Annotated in this window: 15 protein-coding genes; 6 read left to right on the forward strand and 9 right to left on the reverse strand. The window is 75.2% G+C overall.

Going from position 1 to position 20,556, the window contains the following annotated elements:
- Positions 1 to 84: 84 nt before the first annotated feature.
- The 4 genes from BS83_RS15410 to BS83_RS15425 form a co-directional block, all read right to left on the reverse strand.
- Positions 85 to 1,581: a hypothetical protein gene (locus tag BS83_RS15410; RefSeq protein ID WP_037604399.1), complete on the reverse strand. Its 1,497-nt coding sequence runs from the start codon at positions 1,579 to 1,581 to the stop codon at positions 85 to 87.
- A gap of 94 nt (positions 1,582 to 1,675) precedes the next feature.
- Entirely contained in the window at positions 1,676 to 2,461 is a 786-nt protein-coding gene (locus BS83_RS15415) for an aquaporin (protein ID WP_051943087.1), read from the reverse strand.
- Positions 2,462 to 2,668: 207 nt separating this feature from the next.
- Positions 2,669 to 4,312 (reverse strand): S53 family peptidase, encoded by a 1,644-nt coding sequence (locus BS83_RS15420; protein WP_037604400.1) that lies wholly within the window; start codon positions 4,310 to 4,312, stop codon positions 2,669 to 2,671.
- A 357-nt stretch (positions 4,313 to 4,669) separates the two neighbouring features.
- Positions 4,670 to 7,549: an AAA family ATPase gene (locus BS83_RS15425; protein ID WP_051943088.1), complete on the reverse strand. Its 2,880-nt coding sequence runs from the start codon at positions 7,547 to 7,549 to the stop codon at positions 4,670 to 4,672.
- Positions 7,550 to 7,713: 164 nt separating this feature from the next.
- Between BS83_RS15425 and BS83_RS15430 the strand changes: the two genes are divergently transcribed.
- The 4 genes from BS83_RS15430 (at position 7,714) to BS83_RS15445 (ending at position 11,387) form a co-directional block, all read left to right on the forward strand.
- Positions 7,714 to 8,475 carry a LamB/YcsF family protein gene (locus BS83_RS15430; RefSeq protein ID WP_037604401.1) on the forward strand — a complete coding sequence of 254 codons (762 nt, stop codon included), beginning with the start codon at positions 7,714 to 7,716 and terminating at the stop codon, positions 8,473 to 8,475.
- 53 nt (positions 8,476 to 8,528) lie between these two features.
- Positions 8,529 to 9,140, forward strand: a complete 612-nt coding sequence (pxpB, locus tag BS83_RS15435) for a 5-oxoprolinase subunit PxpB (RefSeq protein ID WP_037609069.1) — start codon at positions 8,529 to 8,531, stop codon at positions 9,138 to 9,140.
- A gap of 29 nt (positions 9,141 to 9,169) precedes the next feature.
- On the forward strand, positions 9,170 to 10,099 hold the full coding sequence (locus BS83_RS15440) for a 5-oxoprolinase subunit C family protein (RefSeq protein ID WP_051943089.1): 930 nt from the start codon (positions 9,170 to 9,172) through the stop codon (positions 10,097 to 10,099).
- 193 nt (positions 10,100 to 10,292) lie between these two features.
- On the forward strand, positions 10,293 to 11,387 hold the full coding sequence (locus tag BS83_RS15445) for a WD40/YVTN/BNR-like repeat-containing protein (protein ID WP_037604402.1): 1,095 nt from the start codon (positions 10,293 to 10,295) through the stop codon (positions 11,385 to 11,387).
- Here BS83_RS15445 and BS83_RS43970 read toward each other — a convergent pair.
- The 4 genes from BS83_RS43970 to BS83_RS15465 all read right to left on the reverse strand — a co-directional run bounded on the left by BS83_RS43970 (position 11,297) and on the right by BS83_RS15465 (position 16,634).
- Positions 11,297 to 12,220, reverse strand: a complete 924-nt coding sequence (locus tag BS83_RS43970; protein WP_084713536.1) for an SGNH/GDSL hydrolase family protein — start codon at positions 12,218 to 12,220, stop codon at positions 11,297 to 11,299. The two genes, BS83_RS15445 and BS83_RS43970, sit on opposite strands and share 91 nt — an antisense overlap.
- The gene (locus BS83_RS15455; protein WP_084713538.1) at positions 12,217 to 13,500 is read right to left on the reverse strand and encodes a glycosyltransferase; all 1,284 of its coding nucleotides are present in this window, start codon (positions 13,498 to 13,500) and stop codon (positions 12,217 to 12,219) included. The genes BS83_RS43970 and BS83_RS15455 overlap by 4 nt, the downstream gene beginning before the upstream one ends.
- Before the next feature lie 15 nt (positions 13,501 to 13,515).
- On the reverse strand, positions 13,516 to 14,652 hold the full coding sequence (locus BS83_RS15460; protein WP_037604404.1) for a glycosyltransferase family 4 protein: 1,137 nt from the start codon (positions 14,650 to 14,652) through the stop codon (positions 13,516 to 13,518).
- 572 nt (positions 14,653 to 15,224) lie between these two features.
- On the reverse strand, positions 15,225 to 16,634 hold the full coding sequence (locus BS83_RS15465) for a hypothetical protein (RefSeq protein WP_037604405.1): 1,410 nt from the start codon (positions 16,632 to 16,634) through the stop codon (positions 15,225 to 15,227).
- Positions 16,635 to 17,027: 393 nt separating this feature from the next.
- Between BS83_RS15465 and BS83_RS15470 the strand changes: the two genes are divergently transcribed.
- A complete protein-coding gene (locus tag BS83_RS15470; RefSeq protein WP_051943090.1) occupies positions 17,028 to 17,552 on the forward strand; it encodes a PAS domain-containing protein in 525 nt (174 codons plus the stop codon).
- 45 nt (positions 17,553 to 17,597) lie between these two features.
- Here BS83_RS15470 and BS83_RS15475 read toward each other — a convergent pair whose 3' ends face one another.
- The gene (locus BS83_RS15475; RefSeq protein ID WP_037604406.1) at positions 17,598 to 19,073 is read right to left on the reverse strand and encodes a DNA-binding protein NsdB; all 1,476 of its coding nucleotides are present in this window, start codon (positions 19,071 to 19,073) and stop codon (positions 17,598 to 17,600) included.
- Positions 19,074 to 19,446: 373 nt separating this feature from the next.
- On the opposite strand from BS83_RS15475, the gene BS83_RS15480 reads away from it, so the two are divergent.
- Complete coding sequence (locus BS83_RS15480; protein ID WP_037604407.1) at positions 19,447 to 20,532, forward strand: phosphotransferase; 1,086 nt, start codon at positions 19,447 to 19,449, stop codon at positions 20,530 to 20,532.
- Positions 20,533 to 20,556: the final 24 nt, after the last annotated feature.

The following is a 20,556-nucleotide window of genomic DNA, read 5'->3' on the forward strand; positions in this document are numbered from 1 at the left end:
ACCCTCCGCAGTGAGCTGTCGCGCCCACGCGCCGGAGGCGCGCAGTTCCTCGCGCCTCCGGAGGGTGCGCCTGGCGCGTGGGCATCAGGTGGCCTCCGTGCGGTCCGCGGCCATGGCGACGGCGTCGAGGAGGGCGCTGCCGACGATGAGGTCGGCGCCGCCGAACTCCTCGTCGAGGAGACGGGTGCCGTCGTCGACGGCGAAGAGGAGGCGCTCCTCGCCCTGGCGGTACGCCGTGCCCACGGAGGGGCTCGCCGCGTGGACGGCGAGGAGGGCCACCAGGTAGGGCAGCTCGGGATCGGCCCGGCGCGCCTCGGCCAGCAGGCCGGACAGGCGGCGCGGTGCGTCCGCCGGAAGGTCGAGCAGGCTCAGCGCGTGCTCCAGCTGGGCGTCGGTGAAACGGCTGTCGTCCGGGGTGGAGATCAGGTCGGGTTCGGGGAGCTCCGCTCCCAGGTGCTCGCGTTCCACCGGCGGGGTCAGCAGGACGTCGATCAGATCGTTCAGCCGCACCGCGCTCGGGGTGCGCAGACCTATGCCCTTGCGGAAGAAGGCCGTGGTCACCACCGAGGCCTGCTCCAGCGGGAGCGGCAGCACCGGCGCGAGCAGCTGGCCGTAGAGGTCCAGACCGCTGCGCGCCGTCGGCGTGGCGAACGCCTGGCGGTCCTGCTCGGCGCGGAACAGCGGGCCGGCCTCCAGCAGGCGCGTCTGCAGCTGGGTGTGCCGGCGGATGCAGTCCTTGACGATGTCGACCAGCTCGGCGGCACGCCGCTTGTGCTCAGGGTCCTCCGCCTCGTCGCGGGCGCGGCGGATGTTGGTGAGGATCGCGTTCTCGTGCCGGTAACGGTCCGCGATGTGCTCCAGCGCCTCGGCGATGAGGTCCGGGACCGTCTCCATCCAGTCGACCGCGCGGACGTTGCGGCGCGTCGCCTCCAGGGCCCGGCGCAGCACCTCGCTGTACTGGACGGTGCGGTAGCGGGCCTGCTCGGCGGCGAGCTGGGCGTCGGCGAGGCGGCCGCGCCTGATCAGGACCTCCAGCTTCACCTCGGCGGCGATCTGGGCCGAGGTGACGTCGGTGTCGAGCGCGCCGACCAGGACGTTGACGGCCTCGTCCGTGGTGCGCAGGTACACCCCGCCGTCCGGGCCGGGGACCTCCTCGATGAGCTTGAAGTCGTAGTCGCGCCGGACGTAGGAACCGTCGGATGCGAAGGTGCCGTAGACGGCGCGGAAACCGCGGTCGACGCTGCCGACGTTGATCAGCGACTCGAGCACCCACTTGGCGACCCGCTCGTGCTCGCGCCAGGCACGTTCCGGGGCCTGCGCGGCGACGCGGGGCTGGAGCCTGGCGAGCACCTGGTCGCGGTCGGCGCCGGTGTCGAAGTCCATGTGCAGGGTGACCAGGTCGATCGCCGCCAGGGCGACCTCGGCCATGCCGTAGACCGCGTACTCGCCGGCCAGGTTGGCCTTGCGGCTGTCGAGGTCGTGCAGCGGCGCGGTGCACGCAAGGGCCCGCAGCCGACGGGCGAGGCCCTCGTCGGCTGCGGGCCCCGGTGCGGGGCGGGCTGCTTCGGCTGTGGTGGTCACGGGGGCTTAGCGTAGAGGTTCCGGCTGACAACGTCCCAAACGGCACGGATCATCCCGGTCTGTACGCCACCGCTTGCCGACCGGTGGCCTCCGGCTAGTCCACCTCGCTGGTGGCCAGCTCCGGGGACGCCGCCGCCTTCGCGGCCACGCCCGCGGCCTGCATCTGCTTGAGCGCGTTCCAGCCGAGCCCCGCCAGTGCCCCGCCGAGCAACGGGAAGATGATGAAGACCCAGAGCTGGCTCAGCGCCCAGCCGTGCTGGAAGACCGCCGTCGCCAGCGAACGGGCCGGGTTCACGGAGGTGTTGCTGACCGGGATGGTCACCAGGTGCACCAGGGTCAGGCCCACGCCGGCGACCAGGCCGCCCATCGGCACCGGGAAGCCGCGGGCCGTCGTCGCGAGCACCACCAGTGCGAAGAGCGCCGTCGCGACGACCTCAGCGAGGATGACCGCGCCCAGGTTGTAGTGGTCCGGCGAGTGGATGCCGTAACCGTTGGAGGCGAAGCCGGTCTCACTGACGGAGACGACGGTCGGCCGTCCGTCCGTGCCGGTCGCGGTGAAGCCCGGGTGACCCTGCGCGACCGACCAGATCAGCAGCGCGCCGAAGAGGCCGCCGAGGACCTGGCCGCCGACGTAGGCCGGAAGAAGCTTGGCGTCCGTCTTGCGGACGACGACCATCGCGGCGCTGATCGCGGGATTGATGTGACAGCCGGAGATCGGGCCGATCAGGTAGGCCGCCGCGAGCAGGCTCAGGCCGAACGCGAGGGCCACGCCGAGCACTCCGGCCCGCTGGGCGTCGAAGACGGCCGTGCCGACACCGCCGATGATCAGGATTGCCGTGCCCAGGGCCTCGGCGAAGAAGATACGTGTGCTGCTCCCCATCGCTACCTCCTTGCGGGGCGGCCGGGTTCGCCGCCAGGAAGGGGCCCCGCACCGACGCGAGGCACACACTCGGGAGCCTAGGCCGATCGTTCTGGTACGACCTTTCGGGATCGGCCAGTCGGGTGATCTTTCAACGGCCCCGCCGAACATGCCGGAGCCGGCCGGGCGCATCCCCCGACCGGCTCCGGCAGCGGCGCCGCCCGGGCGTCAGCCCAGTTCGGCGGAGAGGAAGCCCGCGCCGTTGTAGCTGCCCCAGCCGGTGACCTTGTCGTAGCCGGTCGCCGCGCTGTACGCGCCGTTGCTGCCGCTGGTCACGTCGTGGAAGGCGGAGCTGTAGCTCGACGACTTGGCCAGGGCGTAGATGGTGGCGTTGGCGTAGCCGAAGGCCGACTTGGACTTCGCCGCGGCCTCGCTGTCGTAGACCGCCGTGAACGCCGCCCAGTTGGGCGCGGCGGCGCTGGTGCCCCCGAACTCGTACCAGGCGCCCTCGGTGTAGATCGCCCAGCCGGTGCTCGGGTTGGCGTCGGCGGCGACGTCGGGGACGTCACGGTGGCTGCCGCTGTTGACCGAGGACTGGTAGCTCGGGGTGGCGAAGGTCGAGGAGATCCCGCCGCCGCTGCCGGACCAGGCGGTCTCCTTGCTCCACGCGCCGGAGGAGTTGAGCGTCAGCGAGGTGCCGCCGGTGCCTGTGGTGTACGGGTCGCTGGCCGGGAAGTCGACCGAGGTGCCGCCGTTGCCGGCGTCGTCGGAGCCGCTGTCGCCGGACGCGGCGTAGACGGACTGGCCCTGGGCGGCCGCCTCCTGGAGGTCGGTGTTGACGGAGGTCAGGTTGCTCGCGGTCTCCCCCGATTCGTAGACACCCCAGCTGATCGAGACGACCGGCACGTCGTCGCTCACCAGCGCGGCGTAGACGGCCAGTTCGCCTGCGTCGCTGTTGGGCGCCTCGTAGACCTCGACGGCCGCCTTGGGCGCGAGCGCCTGGACGACCTCGATGTCCAGCTCGACCTCGTCCTGCCCGGACAGGTCGGTGGTGCCGCCGCCGGCGCTGCGGACCGCGGGCGTGGAGGGGCTCAACGAGAAGTACTTGTCGTAGGCGGTGATGTTGGACTGCTGGAAGGCGGAGAACTCCAGCAGTCCGACGGTCACGCCGCTGCCGGTGTAACCGGCGCCGATCGCCGAGGTGAGGTTGTACCCGGAGCGCGCCTTGGTGGGGGTCAGACCGCTGACGGCGTGCGAGGTGGCCAGGGGTTCCTTGGCGCTGTCGCGGTGGTAGACCGCGAAGTCGTTCAGTCCGGCGATGTCGGTGACGGCCGCGGCGATCCCGGCCGGCAGCACAGGGGCGGCGGTGTTGGCGTAGAAGCCGCGCCCCGTGGCGTTGTCGCGGTAGGTGGCCAGCGTGGCCCCGAACGCGCGCCCGACCTGGGCGGCGGTCCCGCGCGCCTGCAGGGTCAGGTGGTTGGCGCTGACCTGACCCACCGCCAGACCCTGGGCCTTGAGGTAGCCGGCCACCTTCGCGACGGTGGCGTCCGTCGCCCCGAAGCGCCGGGCGAACTGGTGGACCGTCAGATAGTGCTTGTACTGCGCGGAGGCGGAGTCTGCGACCTGCCGCAGGAAGGCGTCCAGCCCGGCCTGGTCGCGCACGGCGAGGTTGAGGGTCACGGATATGGAGCGCTGCGGAGCGACCGCGCCGGTCCGCGTGGCATGGGCGGTGGCGGCGGCCGGCAGCACGTCCGCGCGGAGCGCGATGCGGGCGTCGGAGCCCGCGGTGGCATGCGCGGGCACGGCGGCGAGCGCGAGCACGGGCAGGGGCGCTGCAAGCAGGGCGACGGCGGCGCGGAGCGGGAGCCTCACAGGTCCTCCTGGGACGTGGGTGTGCGCAGCGGCCTTGGCCCTGCGGGGCGTTGGGGGCTGCGGCCGGAATCGGTCGGCACCCACGCTAGGGACGCACGGCAGTCGGGATAAGCGGGATAACCCTTGCTCTTGTCGTGAACACGCGATGTCGCTCCATGTCGCCACCGACCCCGTCAGTTGCAGGACCTCCAGGGGCGCGGGGAACTGCGCGAGCAACCACCCCGTGCGGATGGCCCTGAACCTTTGGGCACTCATGTCGTGGGTGGCTTGTCGCGCAGTTCCCCACGCCCCTGAGGTCGTGCAACGGGCCCTCTGTTCGGAAGCACCGCACCCAGGTGGTTGCAGCGTGCCGCACCGCTACCGGTCGGAACCGGCCGTCTGCTGGAGGGCGCGCGCCAGCGCCGTGCGGGAGCGGACGCCGAGCTTGCGGTAGACGCGGGAGAGCGTGCCCTCGACCGTCTTGACGCTGACGAAGAGCGCCGCCGCCGCCTCGCGGTTCGTCGCACCGTCCGCGACCAGGCGGGCGAGGCGTTGTTCGCCGGCCGTCAGTTCCACCGCGCCGCGGCCCGGCGCGCGCTCACCCGGCGTCAGCCGGTCGAGCTCGGTGCGGGCGCGGGTCAGCAGGGGGAACGCGCCGTGCCGCAGGCACAGCCGCTCGGCCTCGGTCAGCGCGTCCCGGGCCGCGGCGCGATGGCGGGCGCGACGTTCGACCGCGCCCCAGGCGATCAGCGCGCGGGCCAGCTCCAGCGGCAGGGGCAGCGCCCGCAGGCTCTCCACCGTCGCGCGCAGGAGCGTCACCGCCCCCGCCGAGTCGCCCCGCGCCGCCAGGGCGACCGCGCGGGACCTGCCGACCGCGGCCGCCGCACCCGCGCCCCAGGCCGGCTCACGCCAGCCCGCGACGGTCGCCCCGGCCTCCGTCAGTACGGCCTCGGCCTCGTCGTGCTCGCCGAGCAGCGCCGTCGCCTCGGCGAGGTCGGCGAGTCTGCGGACGGCGTCCGGATCGGCGAGTTCCATCCGGGCGGCCAGCGTTCTGGCACGCTGGAGCGCCTCGACGGCGTGCGCCGTCCGCTCCGCCCCACCCGCGTGCAGCAGCGACTCGCCGAGCACGCCGAGCGCCCGCACCTCGAACAGCCGGTCGCCGTCGGCCGCCGAGCCGCGCACCGCGGCGCGGGCGGCCGCGACCGCGCCTTCCGGTGTGCCTCCCGCGCAGGCGGCCAGCGCCGTCGCGTACGCCCCCAGCGGCGAGTCCAGCCCGGTTGCCCCGAGCAGCCGGACGCAGCGCGCCGCGTGCTCCTCGGCCCGGCGGCAGTCCCCGGCGCGCACCTGCACCCGCGTCAGCGCGACCAGGGTGGCGACCTGCTCCTCCACCCCGGCACCGGCCGCCTGCGCCAGCGAGGACAGCAGCCGGGAGGCCTGCCCGACCCGGTCGGCGTCGAGTGCGGCCAGCGCCCGACGACGCAGCAGACTCGCCCCCGCTTCGGCCCCGACCGTCGACGCGGCTCCGCCGACGGCCTCGTGCTCCAGCCGGAGCGCGCGGCGCAGGGCCGGGTCGGCCTGGCGCGGTCGCCCGCGCAGCGCCAGCACCGTCGCGAGCACGCCCAACGCCTGCGCGCCGAGCGCCGGCTCACCGGCCCGGTCCGCGAGACCGGCGGCACGGGCCGCCGCCCGCGCCGCCGGACCGGTCCGCCCGCCGAGCAACTCCCTGACGGCGGACCAGCGGTAGAGGGCCGCCAGCAGTGCGGGGCGGCCCTCGGCCTCAGCGAGCCCGGCGGCGATCAGCGGGCCGGTCTCCTCCAGGGCCTGGCCTGCGGTGTCGAGCAGCAGCAACCGGGCCCTGACCCGCTGACGTGGATCGTCGGAACAGGTCAGCACGGACTGCGCCGCGGTACGCGCCCAGTCGTGCCTGGCCGCCGCGACGGCGTGGGCGGCGGCGTCGAGCCGACGCCGGTCGCGGTGCTCGGGGCGGTCCGGCGGGGTACGCGCGGCGGCGAGGCGGGCGAGCTCGTGGGCGGTGGCGGCGTCGCCGCGACGCCTGGCCGTCGCCGCCGCCGCGTCCAGCGCCGCGGCCACCTGCTCGTCGGCGCAGGGCCTGGCCAGGGCCAGATGCCGGGCGCGGTCCACCGGATCGCCGACGGCCCGCGCCAGCGCGGCGTGGGCGCCGACCCTTTCCGTCAGACCGGCCCCCTGGCGGAGCGCGGCGGCCAGCAGCGGTGACCGCAGTCGCGCCACGCCGTCGGGCCCGAGGGCGACCAGTCGCGCGCGCTCGGCGGCGGCCAGGGCGAGGACCGGATCGTCGACCCCCGAGGCGCCGAGCACGGTCAGGGCGGGCTGGTCCGTCGAGCCCAGCGCCAGCAGCAACAGGGCCTGCGCCGTGTCCTCCGGGAGCGCGCGGACCGACGCGAGCTCCCGGTCGAGCAGCCGCGGCGGCAGCGCGATCTCCGGCTCGTCGAGGGCCGTCGGCTCGGGCTGCGGCGCGAGCGCCGCCGCCTCGGCCAGTTCGAGGGCGGTCGCCGGATTGCCGTCGGCCAGCCGCAGGACGGAGCGGAGAGCGGCCTGCGGGAGGGGCCACCGACGGTGCTGCCGCAGGAGGTCGACGAGTTCGTCGTCGGCGAGCGACGGCACCGCGAAGCGGCGGATCTGCCGGGGCAGCACCCGACCGGGCGGGGCCGAGGGCGTCGCGCCCCCGGTCCGCACGGCGACGAGGAAGGTCACCGCGAGGGTGGGCGCCCGGCGGGCGACATGGGCGAGGGCGCCGGCGCTGGCCCGGTCCAGGTGCTGGGCGTCGTCGAGCACGAGCAGCAGCGGACGGTCCGCGGCGAGGTCGCCCAGCAGCGCCGTCAGGGCCGTGGCGACGGCGAAGTCGCCCGCCGTGCTCCCCGGCGTGGGCGCGCCGCGCAGCAGGGCGGCGGTGAGCGCCTGCCGCTGCGGCGGCGGAAGCGCGGCGAGGAGGCTGTCGGGCAACGGGCGGAGCAGGTCGACCAGCCCCGCGTACGCGGTGCCGAGTTCGGCGGCGGTCGGCCCGCAGCGCAGCACGCGCGCTCCCTGACCGGCGGCGACGGTGGCGAGCGCGTCGAGGAGCGTGGTGCGACCGATGCCCTCGGGCCCCGTCAGCAGCGCGCCCTGCCCCGGATGCAGGGTGCTCGCGACGAGGCGGACCAGAGCCTCGCGCAGCACCGGCTGCCCGGCCGTGGGCGGCGGGGTCGCCGAGGGGTGGTGGGCCACGCGGGCTCCGTTCATCCGCCGTCATGTTTCTGACACATCAGGGATCTTGTCGCGTCCCGATCACTGCCCGGTTCTCGGCGGACCATTCACCCCGGGGCATGTGAGGCCGCTGTGAGCCTGTCTCGTCGGCGCCGCGCGCGGCGCATACGATCGGCCCTGCAGCTGGACTGGAGGTGCAGATGGATCTCAACGCCGACCTCGGCGAGGGCTTCGGCCGCTGGACGCTCACGGACGACGACGCACTGCTCGCCGTGGTGACCAGCGCCAACGTGGCCTGCGGCTTCCACGCGGGCGATCCGACGACGATGCGACGCGTCTGCGCGGGGGCCGCGGACGGCGGTGTGCGGATCGGCGCACAGGTCTCCTACCGCGACCTGGCCGGATTCGGCCGCCGGGCGATGGACGTGCCGCGCGGCGAGCTGGCGGACGAACTCCTCTATCAGATGGGCGCCTTGGAGGTCTTCGCGCGGGCCGCCGGTGCCGGCGTCGCCTATGTGAAGCCGCACGGCGCGCTCTACAACCGGGTGGTCCGGGACGAGCAGCAGGCGGGCGCGGTGGTGGACGCGGTCACCGGGTTCGCCCGCGCCTACGGGCGCGAACTCCCGGTGCTCGGACTGCCGGGGTCCGCGCTGCTGCGCGCCGCTTCGGCCGCCGGGCTGCGCACCGTCGCGGAGGCCTTCGCGGACCGCGCCTACACGCCCGCGGGAACCCTGGTCCCGCGTGGCGAGCCGGGCGCGGTCCTGCACGACCCCGAAGCGGTGCTGGCCCAGGCGCTCGCCATCGCGGTGGACGGCGAAGTCCTGGCGGCGGACGGCACGAAGGTGTCGGTGGCCGCTGATTCACTGTGCCTGCACGGGGACACCCCGGGCGCGGCGGCGCTCGGGGTGCGCGTGCGCGCTGCCCTGGCGGCGGCCGGCGTGACGCTGGAGCCGTTCGCTTGAGCGGCGGCGAGGGGACCGGCGGCGGTCGGCGGGCCGGGGTGAGCGTCCTTCCGATGGGGGCCCGTGCGCTGCTCGCCGAGGTCGGTTCGGACGAGGAGGTCGCCGCGCTGCTGGCGGATCTGGTGCGGCGTCAGCGGGCGGGTGAGCTGGCCGCCGGTCTCGACCTGGTCCCGGCGGCACGGACGGTGCTGGTCGACGGGCTCGTGGACGCGCGGGAGTTGGCGGCCCTGAGCGGCTGGCTGGAGGGCTGGACGCCGCACCGGGCGCCGGTGGACGAGGGTCGGCTGGTGGAGGTGGAGACGGTCTACGACGGGGAGGACCTGGCGGAGGTGGCGGCGCTCTGGGGCATGTCCGCGGCCGAGGCGGCGCGGTGCCACGCGGCGTGCACGTTCCGGGTCGCCTTCTGCGGCTTCGCGCCCGGCTTCGCCTATCTGACCGGCCTGCCGGAGTCGTTGGCCGTGCCCCGGCGGGCGACGCCGCGCACCCGGGTGCCGGCCGGCTCCGTCGCGCTGGGCGGCGCGTACACGGGCGTCTACCCCGGTCCCTCCCCCGGCGGCTGGCAGCTGATCGGCCGGACCTCGCTCCCGTTGTGGCAGCCCGACCGTGAGCCGCCCGCGCTGCTGGCGCCGGGCACCAGGGTCCGCTTCGTGGCGGTGCCGGCATGAGCGGGGACCCGGGGACGAGCGGGGGCGGCATGAGCGCGGGCGCGGACGGGAGGGGCGGCGCGGCCGTGGCGGCGGGCCGGAGCTTCGTGGTCGTGCGGCCTGGGCCGCTGGCCACCCTTCAGGACGGCGGGCGTCGCGGCGTGGCGGCGCTCGGCGTGCCACGGGCCGGTGCCCTGGACGGGCCCGCATACCGGTGGGCGAACGCCCTGGTCGGGAACGGCTCGACGGGAGGTTCCGGAGCCGCTGTGGTGGAGGCGACGCTCGGCGGGCTGGCGCTGCGGGCCGCTGGCGGGGACGCCTGGGTCGCGGTGACCGGCGCGCCCGCGCCGGTGCGGGTCGGCGGCCGTCCCGCGGCGTGGGGCGCGGCGGTGCGGGTGCGGGAGGGGGACCTGGTCGAGGTCGGCGCGGTGACCGCCGGGCTGCGCTGCTACCTGGCCGTCGACGGCGGCTTCGACGTGCCGCCCGTGCTGGGCAGCCGCTCGGCCGACCTGCTCTCCGGACTGGGCCCGGCGCCCCTCGCGGCCGGCACGGCGCTGCCGCTGGGCACGTCCACGCCGGACGCCGGCCCGCTGCACACGGACTGGCTGCCGCTGCCGGCCCCGCCGGGCGAACTGCTGCTCGGGCTCGCGCCCGGCCCGCGCAGGGACTGGTTCACGGCGGACGCGCTGAACGCGCTGGCCCGGGCCCGCTACACGGTCTCCCCGGCCAGCAACCGGGTCGGACTGCGGCTGACGGACGGGCCGGCGCTCGCGCGCCGCGCGGGTCTGGGCGAACTGCCCAGCGAGGGCATGGTGCTCGGCTCGGTGCAGGTGCCGCCGGACGGACTGCCGGTGGTCTTCCTCGCCGACCATCCGACCACGGGCGGCTATCCGGTCGTGGGCGTGGTGCCGGAGCCCGATCTGGCGGCTGCGGCGCAGGCCGCGCCGGGAACGCCGGTCCGGTTCGTGCCGGTCCGGTGACGCCGGGGGCGCGCGACTCGGCGGTGCGCGCTCACTCGTTCGTAGGTTCGAGCGCGTTGGACAGGACAGCGAACGCACGATCGGTCCAGACTGCTGAGTGAAGCCGGAATTCCGCTGGAGGCGCTCCGCGCGTCACTCCCCGAATCCCGCGCTCCCCGAAATCCTGCCTCGAATCCGCACGGAGGTGTCGGACATGACCGAGACGCTGCTCGCCGTCGGCACGGCCAAGGGTCTCTTCCTCGGCCGCAGCAAGGACCGTCGCTCCTGGTCCTGGACGGGGCCGCACTTCCTCATGCAGGGGGTCTACTCCGTGGCGGTCGACCGCCGCGGCACCGCCCCCCGCCTGCTGGTCGGCGCGGATTCGAGTCACTGGGGTCCCTCGGTCTTCACCTCGGACGATCTGGGCGCCACCTGGCAGGAGCCCGCGGCCCCGGCCGTCAAGTTCCCCGAGGGCACGGACGCGTCGCTGACCAGGGTCTGGCAGTTGAAGCCCGCCGGGCCCGACGAGCCGGGTGTCGTCTACGCGGGCACGGAGCCCGCCGCGCTCTTCCGTTCGGAGGACGGCGGGGTCTCCTTCACCCTCAACGAGAGCCTGTGGCGGCATCCGCAGCGCGAGCAGTGGCAGGCCGGTTTCGGCGGCCAGGGGCTGCACACCATCGTGCTGGATCCCCGCGACCCTCGGGCGATCACCATCGCCGTCTCCACCGGCGGCGTCTACCGCTCGCTGGACGGCGGCGCGAGCTGGGAGCCGTCGAACACCGGCATCGAGGCCCGCTTCCTGCCCGAGCCGGACAACTACCCCGAGTTCGGCCAGTGCGTGCACAAGGTGTCCCAGGACGCGGTCGACCCGTCCCGCCTGTACCTGCAGAACCACGGCGGCGTCTACCGCAGCGACGACGCCGGCGCGGTCTGGAAGCGCATCGACTCCGGCCTGCCGGCCGACTTCGGCTTCCCCGTCGCGGCCCATCCGCACCGCGCCGACACGGCCTACGTCTTCCCGCTCACCGCCGACTACGAGCGGATCGCCCCCGAGCACCGCTGCCGGGTCTACCGCACCGAGGACGCGGGCGAGACCTGGCAGCCGCTGGAGAAGGGCCTCCCCGCCGGCGAGCACTTCGGCGTGGTCCTGCGCGACGCCCTGGCCACGGACGACGGCGATCCGGCCGGCATCTACTTCGGCAACAAGAACGGCGAGGTCTACGGCAGCGCCGACGAGGGCGAGTCGTGGACGCTGCTGAGCGAGCACCTGCCGTCCGTGCTCTGCGTCCGGGCGGTCACGCTGGACTGAAGCGCCAAGGGGCCCGGCAGCGCACGCAGGGCTGCGGCGGTCTGCTCGGCGGCCTCGTGGTCGAGCTGGGCCGACCGGTTCTCCCGGCGTTCCGTCGCGGCGAGACGGAGCAGGTCGGGCAGCAGGTCGGTGCAGCGGTCGAAGACCCAGCGGGTGCCCTTGGTCGCCATCCACAGCACCTGCGCGGCGCGGCTGGGAGCGACGCCGTCCGGACGCTGGTCAGGGGCCGGTCCGAGGGCGACGCCGCGGCGCGCGAGTTCGCCGTGGAAGGCACGGGCCAGGGCGCGGTGGCCCCGTTCGCTCGGGTGCAGCCGGTCCACACTCCACATCGCCGGATCGTGGACCCAGTCGTCCGTGGCGGCGTGCACATGGACGGCGTCGTAGCGGTCGGAGAGCGCGTGCACGACGGTGTTGACGCAGGCCATCCGCCGCCCCAGCGGGCGGGCCAGGGCGTCGGGCAGGCCCAGCATCCGGCCCGGGTCGGGCAGGCACGCCGTGAGCAGCACCGAACCGTCCTCGACCAGACTGCCGAAGGTCGTGTCGAGGTGGCGGGCCACGGCGTGGATGTCGTAGCCCGCGCGGAGCGTGTCGTTGACGCCCACCAGGACGGCGGCCAGGTGCGGTCTTCTGGCGCGCGCCAGCGGCAGTTGGCGCAGCAGCACGTCGGCGGTGCGGGCACCGCTGCTGGCGTGGTTGACGAAGGCGACGGCCCCGGGGTCGGCCGCGCAGCCGCCCGCGAGCAGCGCGGCCCAACCGCGCCAGCCGCCGTCGAAGGGATCGCCCAGGCCCTCGGTCAGGGAGTCGCCGAGCGCGGAGATACGGAGCTGGGTCATCGCGGAGCTCCTTGCTGAGGCGGCATGGCGAGCGGATCGGGGACGAGCACGCGCGGACGGCCGGACCGTGGCCGCGGCGCCGCGCCGGGTTCGTCGACGGGCCGCGGGGCCTCGGCACGGTTCTCCTGCCGGGTCGCTCCGACCGTCGCCGGAACGGGGCCCATGTCGTGCGCGGCGAGGAAGGCGGCGACCGCAGCGTCCCAGCCGAACTGTTCGGCGCGGGCCCGGGCCGTCGCGCGGCGCAGCGGCTCGGGCCGGGCCAGGAGGCGCAGGACGGCGTTCCCGAACGCCGCGCCGGAGTCCGCCGCGGCCAGGCCCGCGTCGCCGAGGACGGCGGGCAGCGCGGAGGAGGCGCTGGCCACCACGGGAGTGCCGCAGGCCAGTGCCTCCAGGGCGGCCAGGCCGAAGGTCTCCACCGGCCCGGGAGCCAGGGCGACGTCGGCGGTGGCGAGCAGGGCCGACAGCCGTTCCGGCGAGGAGACGTGCCCGAGCAGCCGGGCCGGCAGGCCTTCCCTGCCGATCCTGGCCTCCAGCCGCGACCTGAGCGGTCCCTCGCCGGCGACGACCAGGCGGGCGGGCACACCCCGCAGGAGCAGCTCGGCGAGCGCGTCGAGGGCCCGCTCAGGTCGCTTCTCCGGCGAGAGCCGGGAGCAGAGCACCAGCAGCAGCTCCCCTGGCCGGGCCAGCTCGCCCCGGAGCGCCTCGTCGTGGCAGTGCGGGTGACGCAGTCTCAGGTCTACCCCGAGCGGCGCGAGGCGCAGGTCACCCCCGGCGACGCCGAGCCTGTGGAACTCGGCCGCCGCCCAGTCGGTCGTGCAGATGATCCGGGAGAAGGCCCGCGCGCTGCGGGTGTTCAGTGCGTCGGCCGCGCGCCGCGCCACCGGCTCGGGCAGGCCCCAGACCCGGAGCACGCCGTCCAGGCTCTCGTGCGAGACCATCGCGGCCGGCACGCCGTGGTCGCGCGCCCAACCGCCGGTCCAGCGCAGGGTCGTCCGGTCGGAGACCTCGAGCCGGTCCGGGCGCAGCCGCTCCAGCGTCGCGGCGACCAGCCGCCGGTCGCGCAGCACCCGGTAGCCGCCGGTGCCGGGAACCACCGGACCGGGCAGGGTGATCACGCGTCCCTGCTCGGTCTCCTCGTCGGCCGCCGCGGGCCCGGGGACGACGAGCACGGGCCGGTGCCCGGCCGCGAGGTAGCCCGCCCCGAGCCGCCGCAGCGCGGTGCGCAGCCCGCCGGAGGTGGGGGTGACGAAGTTCGCGAGTCGCACGATGCGAAGTGCCATGACCGCCCTCCGCCTCTACGCCGCGACGTCGAGGACCCGGGCGGAGCGCCCGACGACCTGCCCGTAGTGCTCGATCAGCTCGTCGCCGACCGACTGCCAGGTGCGCGACTCCACCTCGGCCCGCCCCGCCGCGCCGTAGCGGGCGCGTCGCTCGGGGTCGGCGGCCAGCTCCGCGACGGCACGGGCCAGCGCGTCGCCGTCGCGGGGCCGCACCAGCAGGCCGGTGCGGTGGTGGCCGATCAGGTCCAGCGGTCCGCCGACCGCCGGTCCGACCACCGGGATGCCGCTCGCCATGGCCTCCTGGATGGTCTGGCAGAAGGTCTCCATGGGCCCGGTGTGGGCGAACACGTCCAGCGAGGCGTAGAGCGAGGCGAGCTCGTCCCCGGTCCGCCGCCCGAGGAAGAGCGCTCCGGGCAGGGCCGCCCGCAGCGAGACCTCGCTCGGCCCGTCGCCGATGACGACGACCCGGACCCCGGGCACGGCGAGGGTCTGCGCCAGAACGTCGACGCGCTTCTCCGGCGCCAGCCGGCCCACGTATCCGACGAGCACCTCGCCTCCGGGGGCGAGTTCGCGCCGGAGCGCCTGGTCGCGGTGGCGCGGGTGGAACCGCACCGAGTCGACGCCGCGCCGCCACAGGTGGACGCGCGGGATGCCGTGCGCGGTGAGGTCCTGCGCGGCGGGGGTGGACGGGGCCAGCGTCCGGTCGGCGGCGCAGTGCACGGCGCGCAGCCGCCGCCAGGCCGCCGCCTCGCCCAGCGAACTGCCGGCCCGGTAGGCGCGGGCGTAGCCCGCGATGTCGGTCTGGTAGACGGCGACGGCGGGCAGCCCGAGCCGCTCGGCGGCGACCATGCCGCGTGCTCCGAGCAGGAACGGGCTCGCCAGGTGGACCACGTCGGGGCGGTGCGCGGCGATCAGCTGCTCCAGCTTCCTGCTGGGCAGCGCGATCCGCACCTGCGGGTAACCGGGCAGCGGCATCGCGGGCACCCTGACCACCGGGCAGGGGTCGGCCCCGGCCGGCGGCGTGGCGGGAGCGGGAGCGATGACGAGGGGGTGGTGTCCGCGACGCACCAGGTGCTCGGCGGTCCTGAGCACGGAGTGGGCGACGCCGTTGATGTCGGGAGGAAAGGACTCGGTGACGAGGACGACACGCATGTCAGCGTTATTCCGAGCCGGAGCGTGCAGGGAGGCACGTCGATCTGACCGAACGGCGAACGCCGCACGAATCCTCGTGCACACGCGTTCGAGACGCCCCCTGGCAGGCGCTCCCGTCCGCCGCGACGGGCCCCACGCAGGCCCGCTCCCGGCCGGAGGCTGTGGAGGGCGACAACCGCCGTTGCCCGTCACCACCACAGCTCGCGGGCCCAGCCCGCAGAGACCCGCACCCTGGCCGAAGCGGCCGCGCCGCCCAGCCCAGGGGCGGGTGCCGCCCGGCCGAAGACCGTGGGGGCAAAAGTGCTCCTGGGGCCGCTGGCCTGCGCGCCTCCGGACGTGGCCGTCCACCGGGGGGTGGGTGCCGCCAAAACCGAATGCCGTGGGAGGCCGTGTCGGTCGCTGGGGCCCGGGCACCACACCTCAAGGTCCGGCCGCGTGGCCGCTCAGGACGCAGCGGCCCGGGGCGCGAGGCCTCTGTCGCGGGCTGTCGCGGGCCGCACAGATCTCCGCAGCCCCGGCCGACCGCAGCGCCGCTTCGGGCCGCGGTGGCGCGCCTCAGGAGCGGCGGGCGGTCAACCCGCGCTGAGGCGGCCGCGGACCGCAGCGTGGACCTCGGCTTCTTCGCCCGGGTCGGCCGCCATGCGGCGCAGGCGGTCGAGGACGCGTACGTCGCCCTTGGTCAGGACGTGGCGGGCGGCCAGCTCGCGGGTCGCCTCCTCGCAGTCCCAGAGGCATTCGACCGCGGCGCCCGTCGCGAAATAGGGGTCGACGACGGCCAGGCCCCTGGCCGCGCTCTGGCGGAGCTGGGAGCAGACGGTCTCGGCGTAGATGTGGCGCAGGACCGACACCGCCTGCACGGCCTCCAGCCGGCCGACGCCCTCGACCAGCGGGAAGAGCAGCTCGCTGTCCGTACCGGTGGCGGAGACCTCGCGGTGCAGGGCGGCGACGACGTGGGGGGCGTCCTCGGGGCCGCCGGCGCAGGCGAGCAGCCGGGCCGCGGCCTCCGACAGGCGTCCGCCTTGGTGGCGGCCGGCCCAGGCGCGCGCGTGCGCGAGAATGCGCTCGCCGCGCATCCGGCCCAGGGTGTCCAGCGCGAAGTCGGCCACGGGCTCCGAGCCGTCCTCGACGGCGAGCTCCATCAGGCCCGGCAGGGACTCGTCCTCGGCCTCGGCCAGGTGGCGCAGCGCGGCACAGCGCGCGGCGGGACGGCCCTCGCGGGCCGTGGTCCGCAGCAGCGGGAGGTCCGCGGGACCGGCCACCGCGCCGAGCAGCCGGGCCGCCGCGGCGGCCTTGCGGACCAGGGCGGGTCCGTCGGCGGCGGGGTCCGCGTCGGCCCAGGCCAGGACGGCGGTGGTGCTCCACTCCGGCGTCTGCGGGCGTTCCATCTGGCGCTGCCACAGGTCGAAGGGCGCGCGCTCGGTCGCCGCGGCGACCCGCGGGTGCTCGGCCGCCCAGAGGTGCCAGGGCCTGGGCTCGTAGGCGTCCCGCACGGCGGCGCGCAGTTCCGCGTCCCCCTCGGGGCCCTGCGGGAAGCGCGCCAGCACCGGTTCGGCGAGCGAACGCAGGCCCTCGTCGGTCTCCCGCACGGCCAACTCGTCCAAGGCCCAGGCCCAGTTGCTGCCCTCGGCCGTGTAGCGCCGCAGCAGTTGCAGCGCGTCCCGGCGGCCGTAGCCGGCGAGGCGACCGAGCACGGCCAGGGTCAGGCCGGTGCGCGACTCGCTGTCGTCGAGCGAGTCCCACGCGTCGAAGAGGTGCGCCTCGAGCCCGGAGAGCGGCGCCTCCAGCTCCATGTAGAGGCGCGCGTAGTAGAGGGAGCGGTTCTCCACCTGCCAGTTGCGGCGGGGGTCTCTGGTGACGCACTCCTCCAGGGCGGCGAGCGCGTCGAGACGCTCGGCCGCCAGAGCGTGCAGGGTGCCGTCCCCTCGGCCCCGCTGAAGCAGGCCGAGAAGGGAGGCGCTGGGCGCTATCGCGGGCTCGAACATGAGGTCAGCATCCGTTGCGGCGGTCCTGGTGGCAATGGAATTTCAGTACGCGGGGCGGTGGACCTGGTCGGTCCTGCCCGCGTACGGGGGTGGTTCGGGTCCGCGACGGTGGCCGCGGGGGAATTCTGGCACCGGCTGTCGAGAGGCCGCCAGCCGGAAGCACGGAATCCTACCGTCCGCCCAGCTCCCCGCGCATCCGCCGCCCCTCCGACATGGGGTCGGCGACGGGCCGGAGAGGTGGAGGAACGGGACCGGACCGCGCCGGGACCGGCCGTCTGAGGCATATGCCAAAGGCAAAACTTGCCCTACTTTCGAAAAAGCCACCCCCCGTCGCCACGCTCTGTGCAAGAGTCGTAACGGTCACCGGTCACCCCGAGAAAACCGTGGGACGCCATGCACCCCCAGCTACCTCCCCCGTCACTGCCCCAGCAGCTCCAGGCCCTGCGCGAGCAGCTGGACGCCGCCTTCGGCGCGACCAGGGACCGGAGCGAGCGAGCGCTTCTGGGGCATGCCCGCTCCCATCTCGAGGAGCTCGCGCGCGTCGTCGAGGCCCTGACGGGCGCCGCGACGCCGGGCGACGGCGTCGCCCTGCTCGGCGACGCCGAATGGGATCTCACGAACGACAGGGTCGCCTGGTCCGCCGAGATGTACCGGATCTTCGCGCGCGCACCGCAGGAGGGCCCGCTGACCCTCGACCAGCTGCCCAGCGCGCTGCACCCGGAGGACCGCCGCACGGTCTCCGGCCTGCTCACCGCCGCCCTGGTCGACGGCAAGCCGATCGACGCCGAGTTCCGGCTCCAGTTCGAGGACGGCTCCGTCCGCACCGTCCACTGCGTCGGCGCCCCACAGCTCGCCGACGACGGCGGCGTCCACGCCGTCTGGCTCGCCCTCCGCGACCTCGGCCGCGCCGCGGCCTGAACGGCCACGCAGCGCCACGCCGCGCCAAGCTGGCGCGCGGCCCTGTCAGATGATCTGCGGGCGAGCCTTGCGCGGCATCGCCCTGCTGATCTCCGAGCGCAGCTCGGAAACGGCCGGCAGTCTCTCGTAACGCGCTGTCAGGCGGTACATCTGCCGCAGCCGGTCCCAGGTGCGGTGCGAGGACATCTCCCCGGTCGCGCTGAGCGCGAGCTGCGCGTAGCGCTGCGCCTCGTCCGGCTTGTTGGCCAGGTAGCAGGCGGAGGCCATCGAGATGTGGTCGAACAGCTTGGACCTGTCGTGGCCCCCCTCGCGCAGCTCCAGCGCCAGCAGGGCGTGCCGCTGCGCCAGGGGCGCCGCCGTGGGGTCGTGGTCGGCCAGGGTGCGGTAGGTCAGCGCCTGCATGCCGTGCAGGTCGGCCAGGTCGAAGAACTGCAGCCAGCTCGGCCCCGGCTCACCGGTGTCCTGGGCGAAGAGGTCCTCCGCCTCGCCCAGGGTGCGCCGGGTGGCCTGGCTGTGGCCCAGTGACGCGTGCGCCCAGGCCTCCACCGTGCGCAGCATGGCGCGCGTGCGCGGCAGGGTGCCGCCGCCCGCGCCGGCCTCGGCGACCCGCATCAGGTCCAGGGCGTCGCCGGCGCGGCCCAGGTGGACCATCTGACGGGCGGCGCGCGCCAGCGCCTCGCTCGCCCGCGGCTTGTCCTCCGCCTCACGGGCGGCGTGCACGGCCATGACGAAGTACTTCTGCGCCGTCGGCTCCAGCCCCACGTCGTGGGACATCCACCCGGCCAGCACGGCCAGGTTCGCCGCCACGCCCCACAGGCGGCGCTCCAGGTAGTCGGGGTGATCGTAGGTCAGCATGCCGCCGACCTCGTTGAGCTGGCCTACCACCGCCTTGCGCTGCAGTCCTCCGCCGCGGGAGGCGTCCCACCGGCGGAAGACCTCCACCGACTCCTCCAGCGCGCTCACCTCGTCCTCGCCCACGGGGCCGGCCTCGTAGAAGTCGAGCGCCGGCAGGGCCGAGGGGCTGCGCACCGCGGCGGCCGACGAGCCGGCCGGGGGCGGTGGCGCGGCCGGGGACCGCATCCAGTCGTACAGGGGGTTGGCGATGGCGGCGCCCGCCGCGAGGGCGGTGCTCGCGCCCATCAGTCCGCGTCGATTGAGCATCAGGTCCATTCCCGTGAACTCGGTGAGGACCGCGGCTGTCTGCCCTGGCGCCGGTCTGGAGCTGTCCGGCGCGCCTCGTCGCGCGCCGGGCCCACTGTGCCGTTCCCGTTGGAAGCCGAGGTCCTCTGGCGTGACTACTCGGCCGAGCTGCTCGCTGAAGAGAGCCGCCAGGATGCGCGGGACGGGATCGCGGGGAATCTCCCCGCGCTCCATCCAACGGCGCACCCGCGAGGTGTCGGTCGACAGCTGCTGCTGTCCGGCCGCCGCCCCACGGCGGTTGACCATCCGCGCCAACTCGCCTTTCGACCAGCCCGTCAGGGCGAACAGATCGGCGAATCGGGTGTTCGGTCCTCGGTTCACGTCAAGCCCCCAGGTTCCTCGGCACTTTCGAGGCTAACCACCCGTCATGTGCCAGGCGAGCATTCGCCAGGGTTCGCCAGGGTCCGCTAGCTGTCCCGCTATCTGTGCCTCGGTGTGTTGTAGAGCTGCGCCACCCCAACCTGGTCCATCGCCGGTCCGAGAGTCGGGGAACAGCCCAGGGGCAGGGGTGGCGCGAGGGGTGGCGTGCGGATCGCCACGCGCCAGGACTCGCCCGGGAGGCACAACTCCCCAGGGTGTGCCATCCGGGCCCCGGCCCGTCACGAGCCGCGCGCCACCCCGAGCAGCGGCAGGCCGACCAGGCCCGCCGGCGGCAGCCCGCCACCGGACACACGAAGGGACCAGGACCCACCCCATGTACTCACAGGCTCTCTCCCCCGCCCCGGTGTCCCGACCGCAGCAGCCGTCCCCCACCGGCCCGCTGCGGCGCCGGCCCGCGCTGGGCCTCGACCCGCGCCCCCGCGAGATGAGCGGCCCCCACGCCGCCCAGCAGCTGCGTCGGCCGATGCCCGCCCCGGCCCGTCCGGGCGTCGCGGCCCGGCCGGAGAATCCCGCCGAGCGCTCCCCGCAGGTCCGCGCCGCGCTGGCCCACATCGCGCGGATATCTCCCGCCTTCGTGCCGCGCCAGCTGCTCCGCGACGGCCGCCACGTGCTGATCGCGGGCACGGCGGGCCGCACGCCGGTGGTGGCGAAGGCCCTGGCGCGCCCTGGCGAGGATCTTGAGGGGACCGAGCAGTTCCACCGCGAGGTCGCCGCCTACCGCGCCTTCGTCCGTCACCGTCCGCCGGCCCGGCTGCCCAAGCTGGTCGCCGCCGACGCGGACCGCTGCGTCCTGCTGATGGAGCGCGTCCCCGGTCGTCCCGCCGCCCGCGAGCGCCACCCCTCCGACACCCCCACGCCGGGCGAGGTCCGCGCGATCCTCGGCGCGGTCCGCGCGCTCAACCTGTGGCGTCCTCCGACGGGGGTCTTCGACCGCCCGCTCGACTACCCCAAGGAGATCGCGCGCTACCACGCGCTGGGCCTGCTCACCGACCGCGACGCCGGGGATCTCCAGCAGCTGCTGCACGGCCTGACCCACCAGCCCTGGCAGTTCTGCCACGGCGACGCGCTGCTGACCAACGTGCTGCTCGCGCCCTCGGGTCCGGTCCTGGTCGACTGGGAGCAGACCGGCTGGTACCTGCCCGGCTACGACCTCGCACTCCTCTGGGCCGTCATGGCCGGGGACACCGGGGCGCGCCGCCAGCTCAGCCAGGTCGCGCAGGCCTCGGGCACGCTGCCCAGGGACGCCTTCCTGGTCAACCTGATCCTGGTGCTGATGCGCGAGATCCGCCGCCACGACGTGCCAGGTGCGGGCGAGGAGCAGCGGATCCTGATCCGCCGCCTGCACGAGGACGCCGGGCTGGCCCGACGTGCCGTCCGCGCCGCGGTCGGCACTCGCTAGGGGGCCTGTCCTCGCACCCCTTCC

The organism is Streptacidiphilus rugosus AM-16 (genome assembly GCF_000744655.1).
In the GTDB taxonomy this organism is placed as follows: Bacteria; Actinomycetota; Actinomycetes; order Streptomycetales; family Streptomycetaceae; genus Streptacidiphilus; species Streptacidiphilus rugosus.

Bases quoted from the DNA above. Each gene is read 5' to 3' on its own strand.
- BS83_RS15415 (WP_051943087.1), bottom strand. From the start codon at position 2,461: ATGGGGAGCAGCACACGTATCTTCTTCGCCGAGGCCCTGGGCACGGCA.
- BS83_RS15425 (WP_051943088.1), bottom strand. From the start codon at position 7,549: ATGAACGGAGCCCGCGTGGCCCACCACCCCTCGGCGACCCCGCCGCCC.
- BS83_RS15430 (WP_037604401.1), top strand. From the start codon at position 7,714: ATGGATCTCAACGCCGACCTCGGCGAGGGCTTCGGCCGCTGGACGCTC.
- pxpB (WP_037609069.1), top strand. From the start codon at position 8,529: ATGGGGGCCCGTGCGCTGCTCGCCGAGGTCGGTTCGGACGAGGAGGTC.
- BS83_RS15440 (WP_051943089.1), top strand. From the start codon at position 9,170: ATGAGCGCGGGCGCGGACGGGAGGGGCGGCGCGGCCGTGGCGGCGGGC.
- BS83_RS15445 (WP_037604402.1), top strand. From the start codon at position 10,293: ATGACCGAGACGCTGCTCGCCGTCGGCACGGCCAAGGGTCTCTTCCTC.
- BS83_RS43970 (WP_084713536.1), bottom strand. From the start codon at position 12,220: ATGACCCAGCTCCGTATCTCCGCGCTCGGCGACTCCCTGACCGAGGGC.
- BS83_RS15455 (WP_084713538.1), bottom strand. From the start codon at position 13,500: ATGGCACTTCGCATCGTGCGACTCGCGAACTTCGTCACCCCCACCTCC.
- BS83_RS15460 (WP_037604404.1), bottom strand. From the start codon at position 14,652: ATGCGTGTCGTCCTCGTCACCGAGTCCTTTCCTCCCGACATCAACGGC.
- BS83_RS15465 (WP_037604405.1), bottom strand. From the start codon at position 16,634: ATGTTCGAGCCCGCGATAGCGCCCAGCGCCTCCCTTCTCGGCCTGCTT.
- BS83_RS15470 (WP_051943090.1), top strand. From the start codon at position 17,028: ATGCACCCCCAGCTACCTCCCCCGTCACTGCCCCAGCAGCTCCAGGCC.
- BS83_RS15480 (WP_037604407.1), top strand. From the start codon at position 19,447: ATGTACTCACAGGCTCTCTCCCCCGCCCCGGTGTCCCGACCGCAGCAG.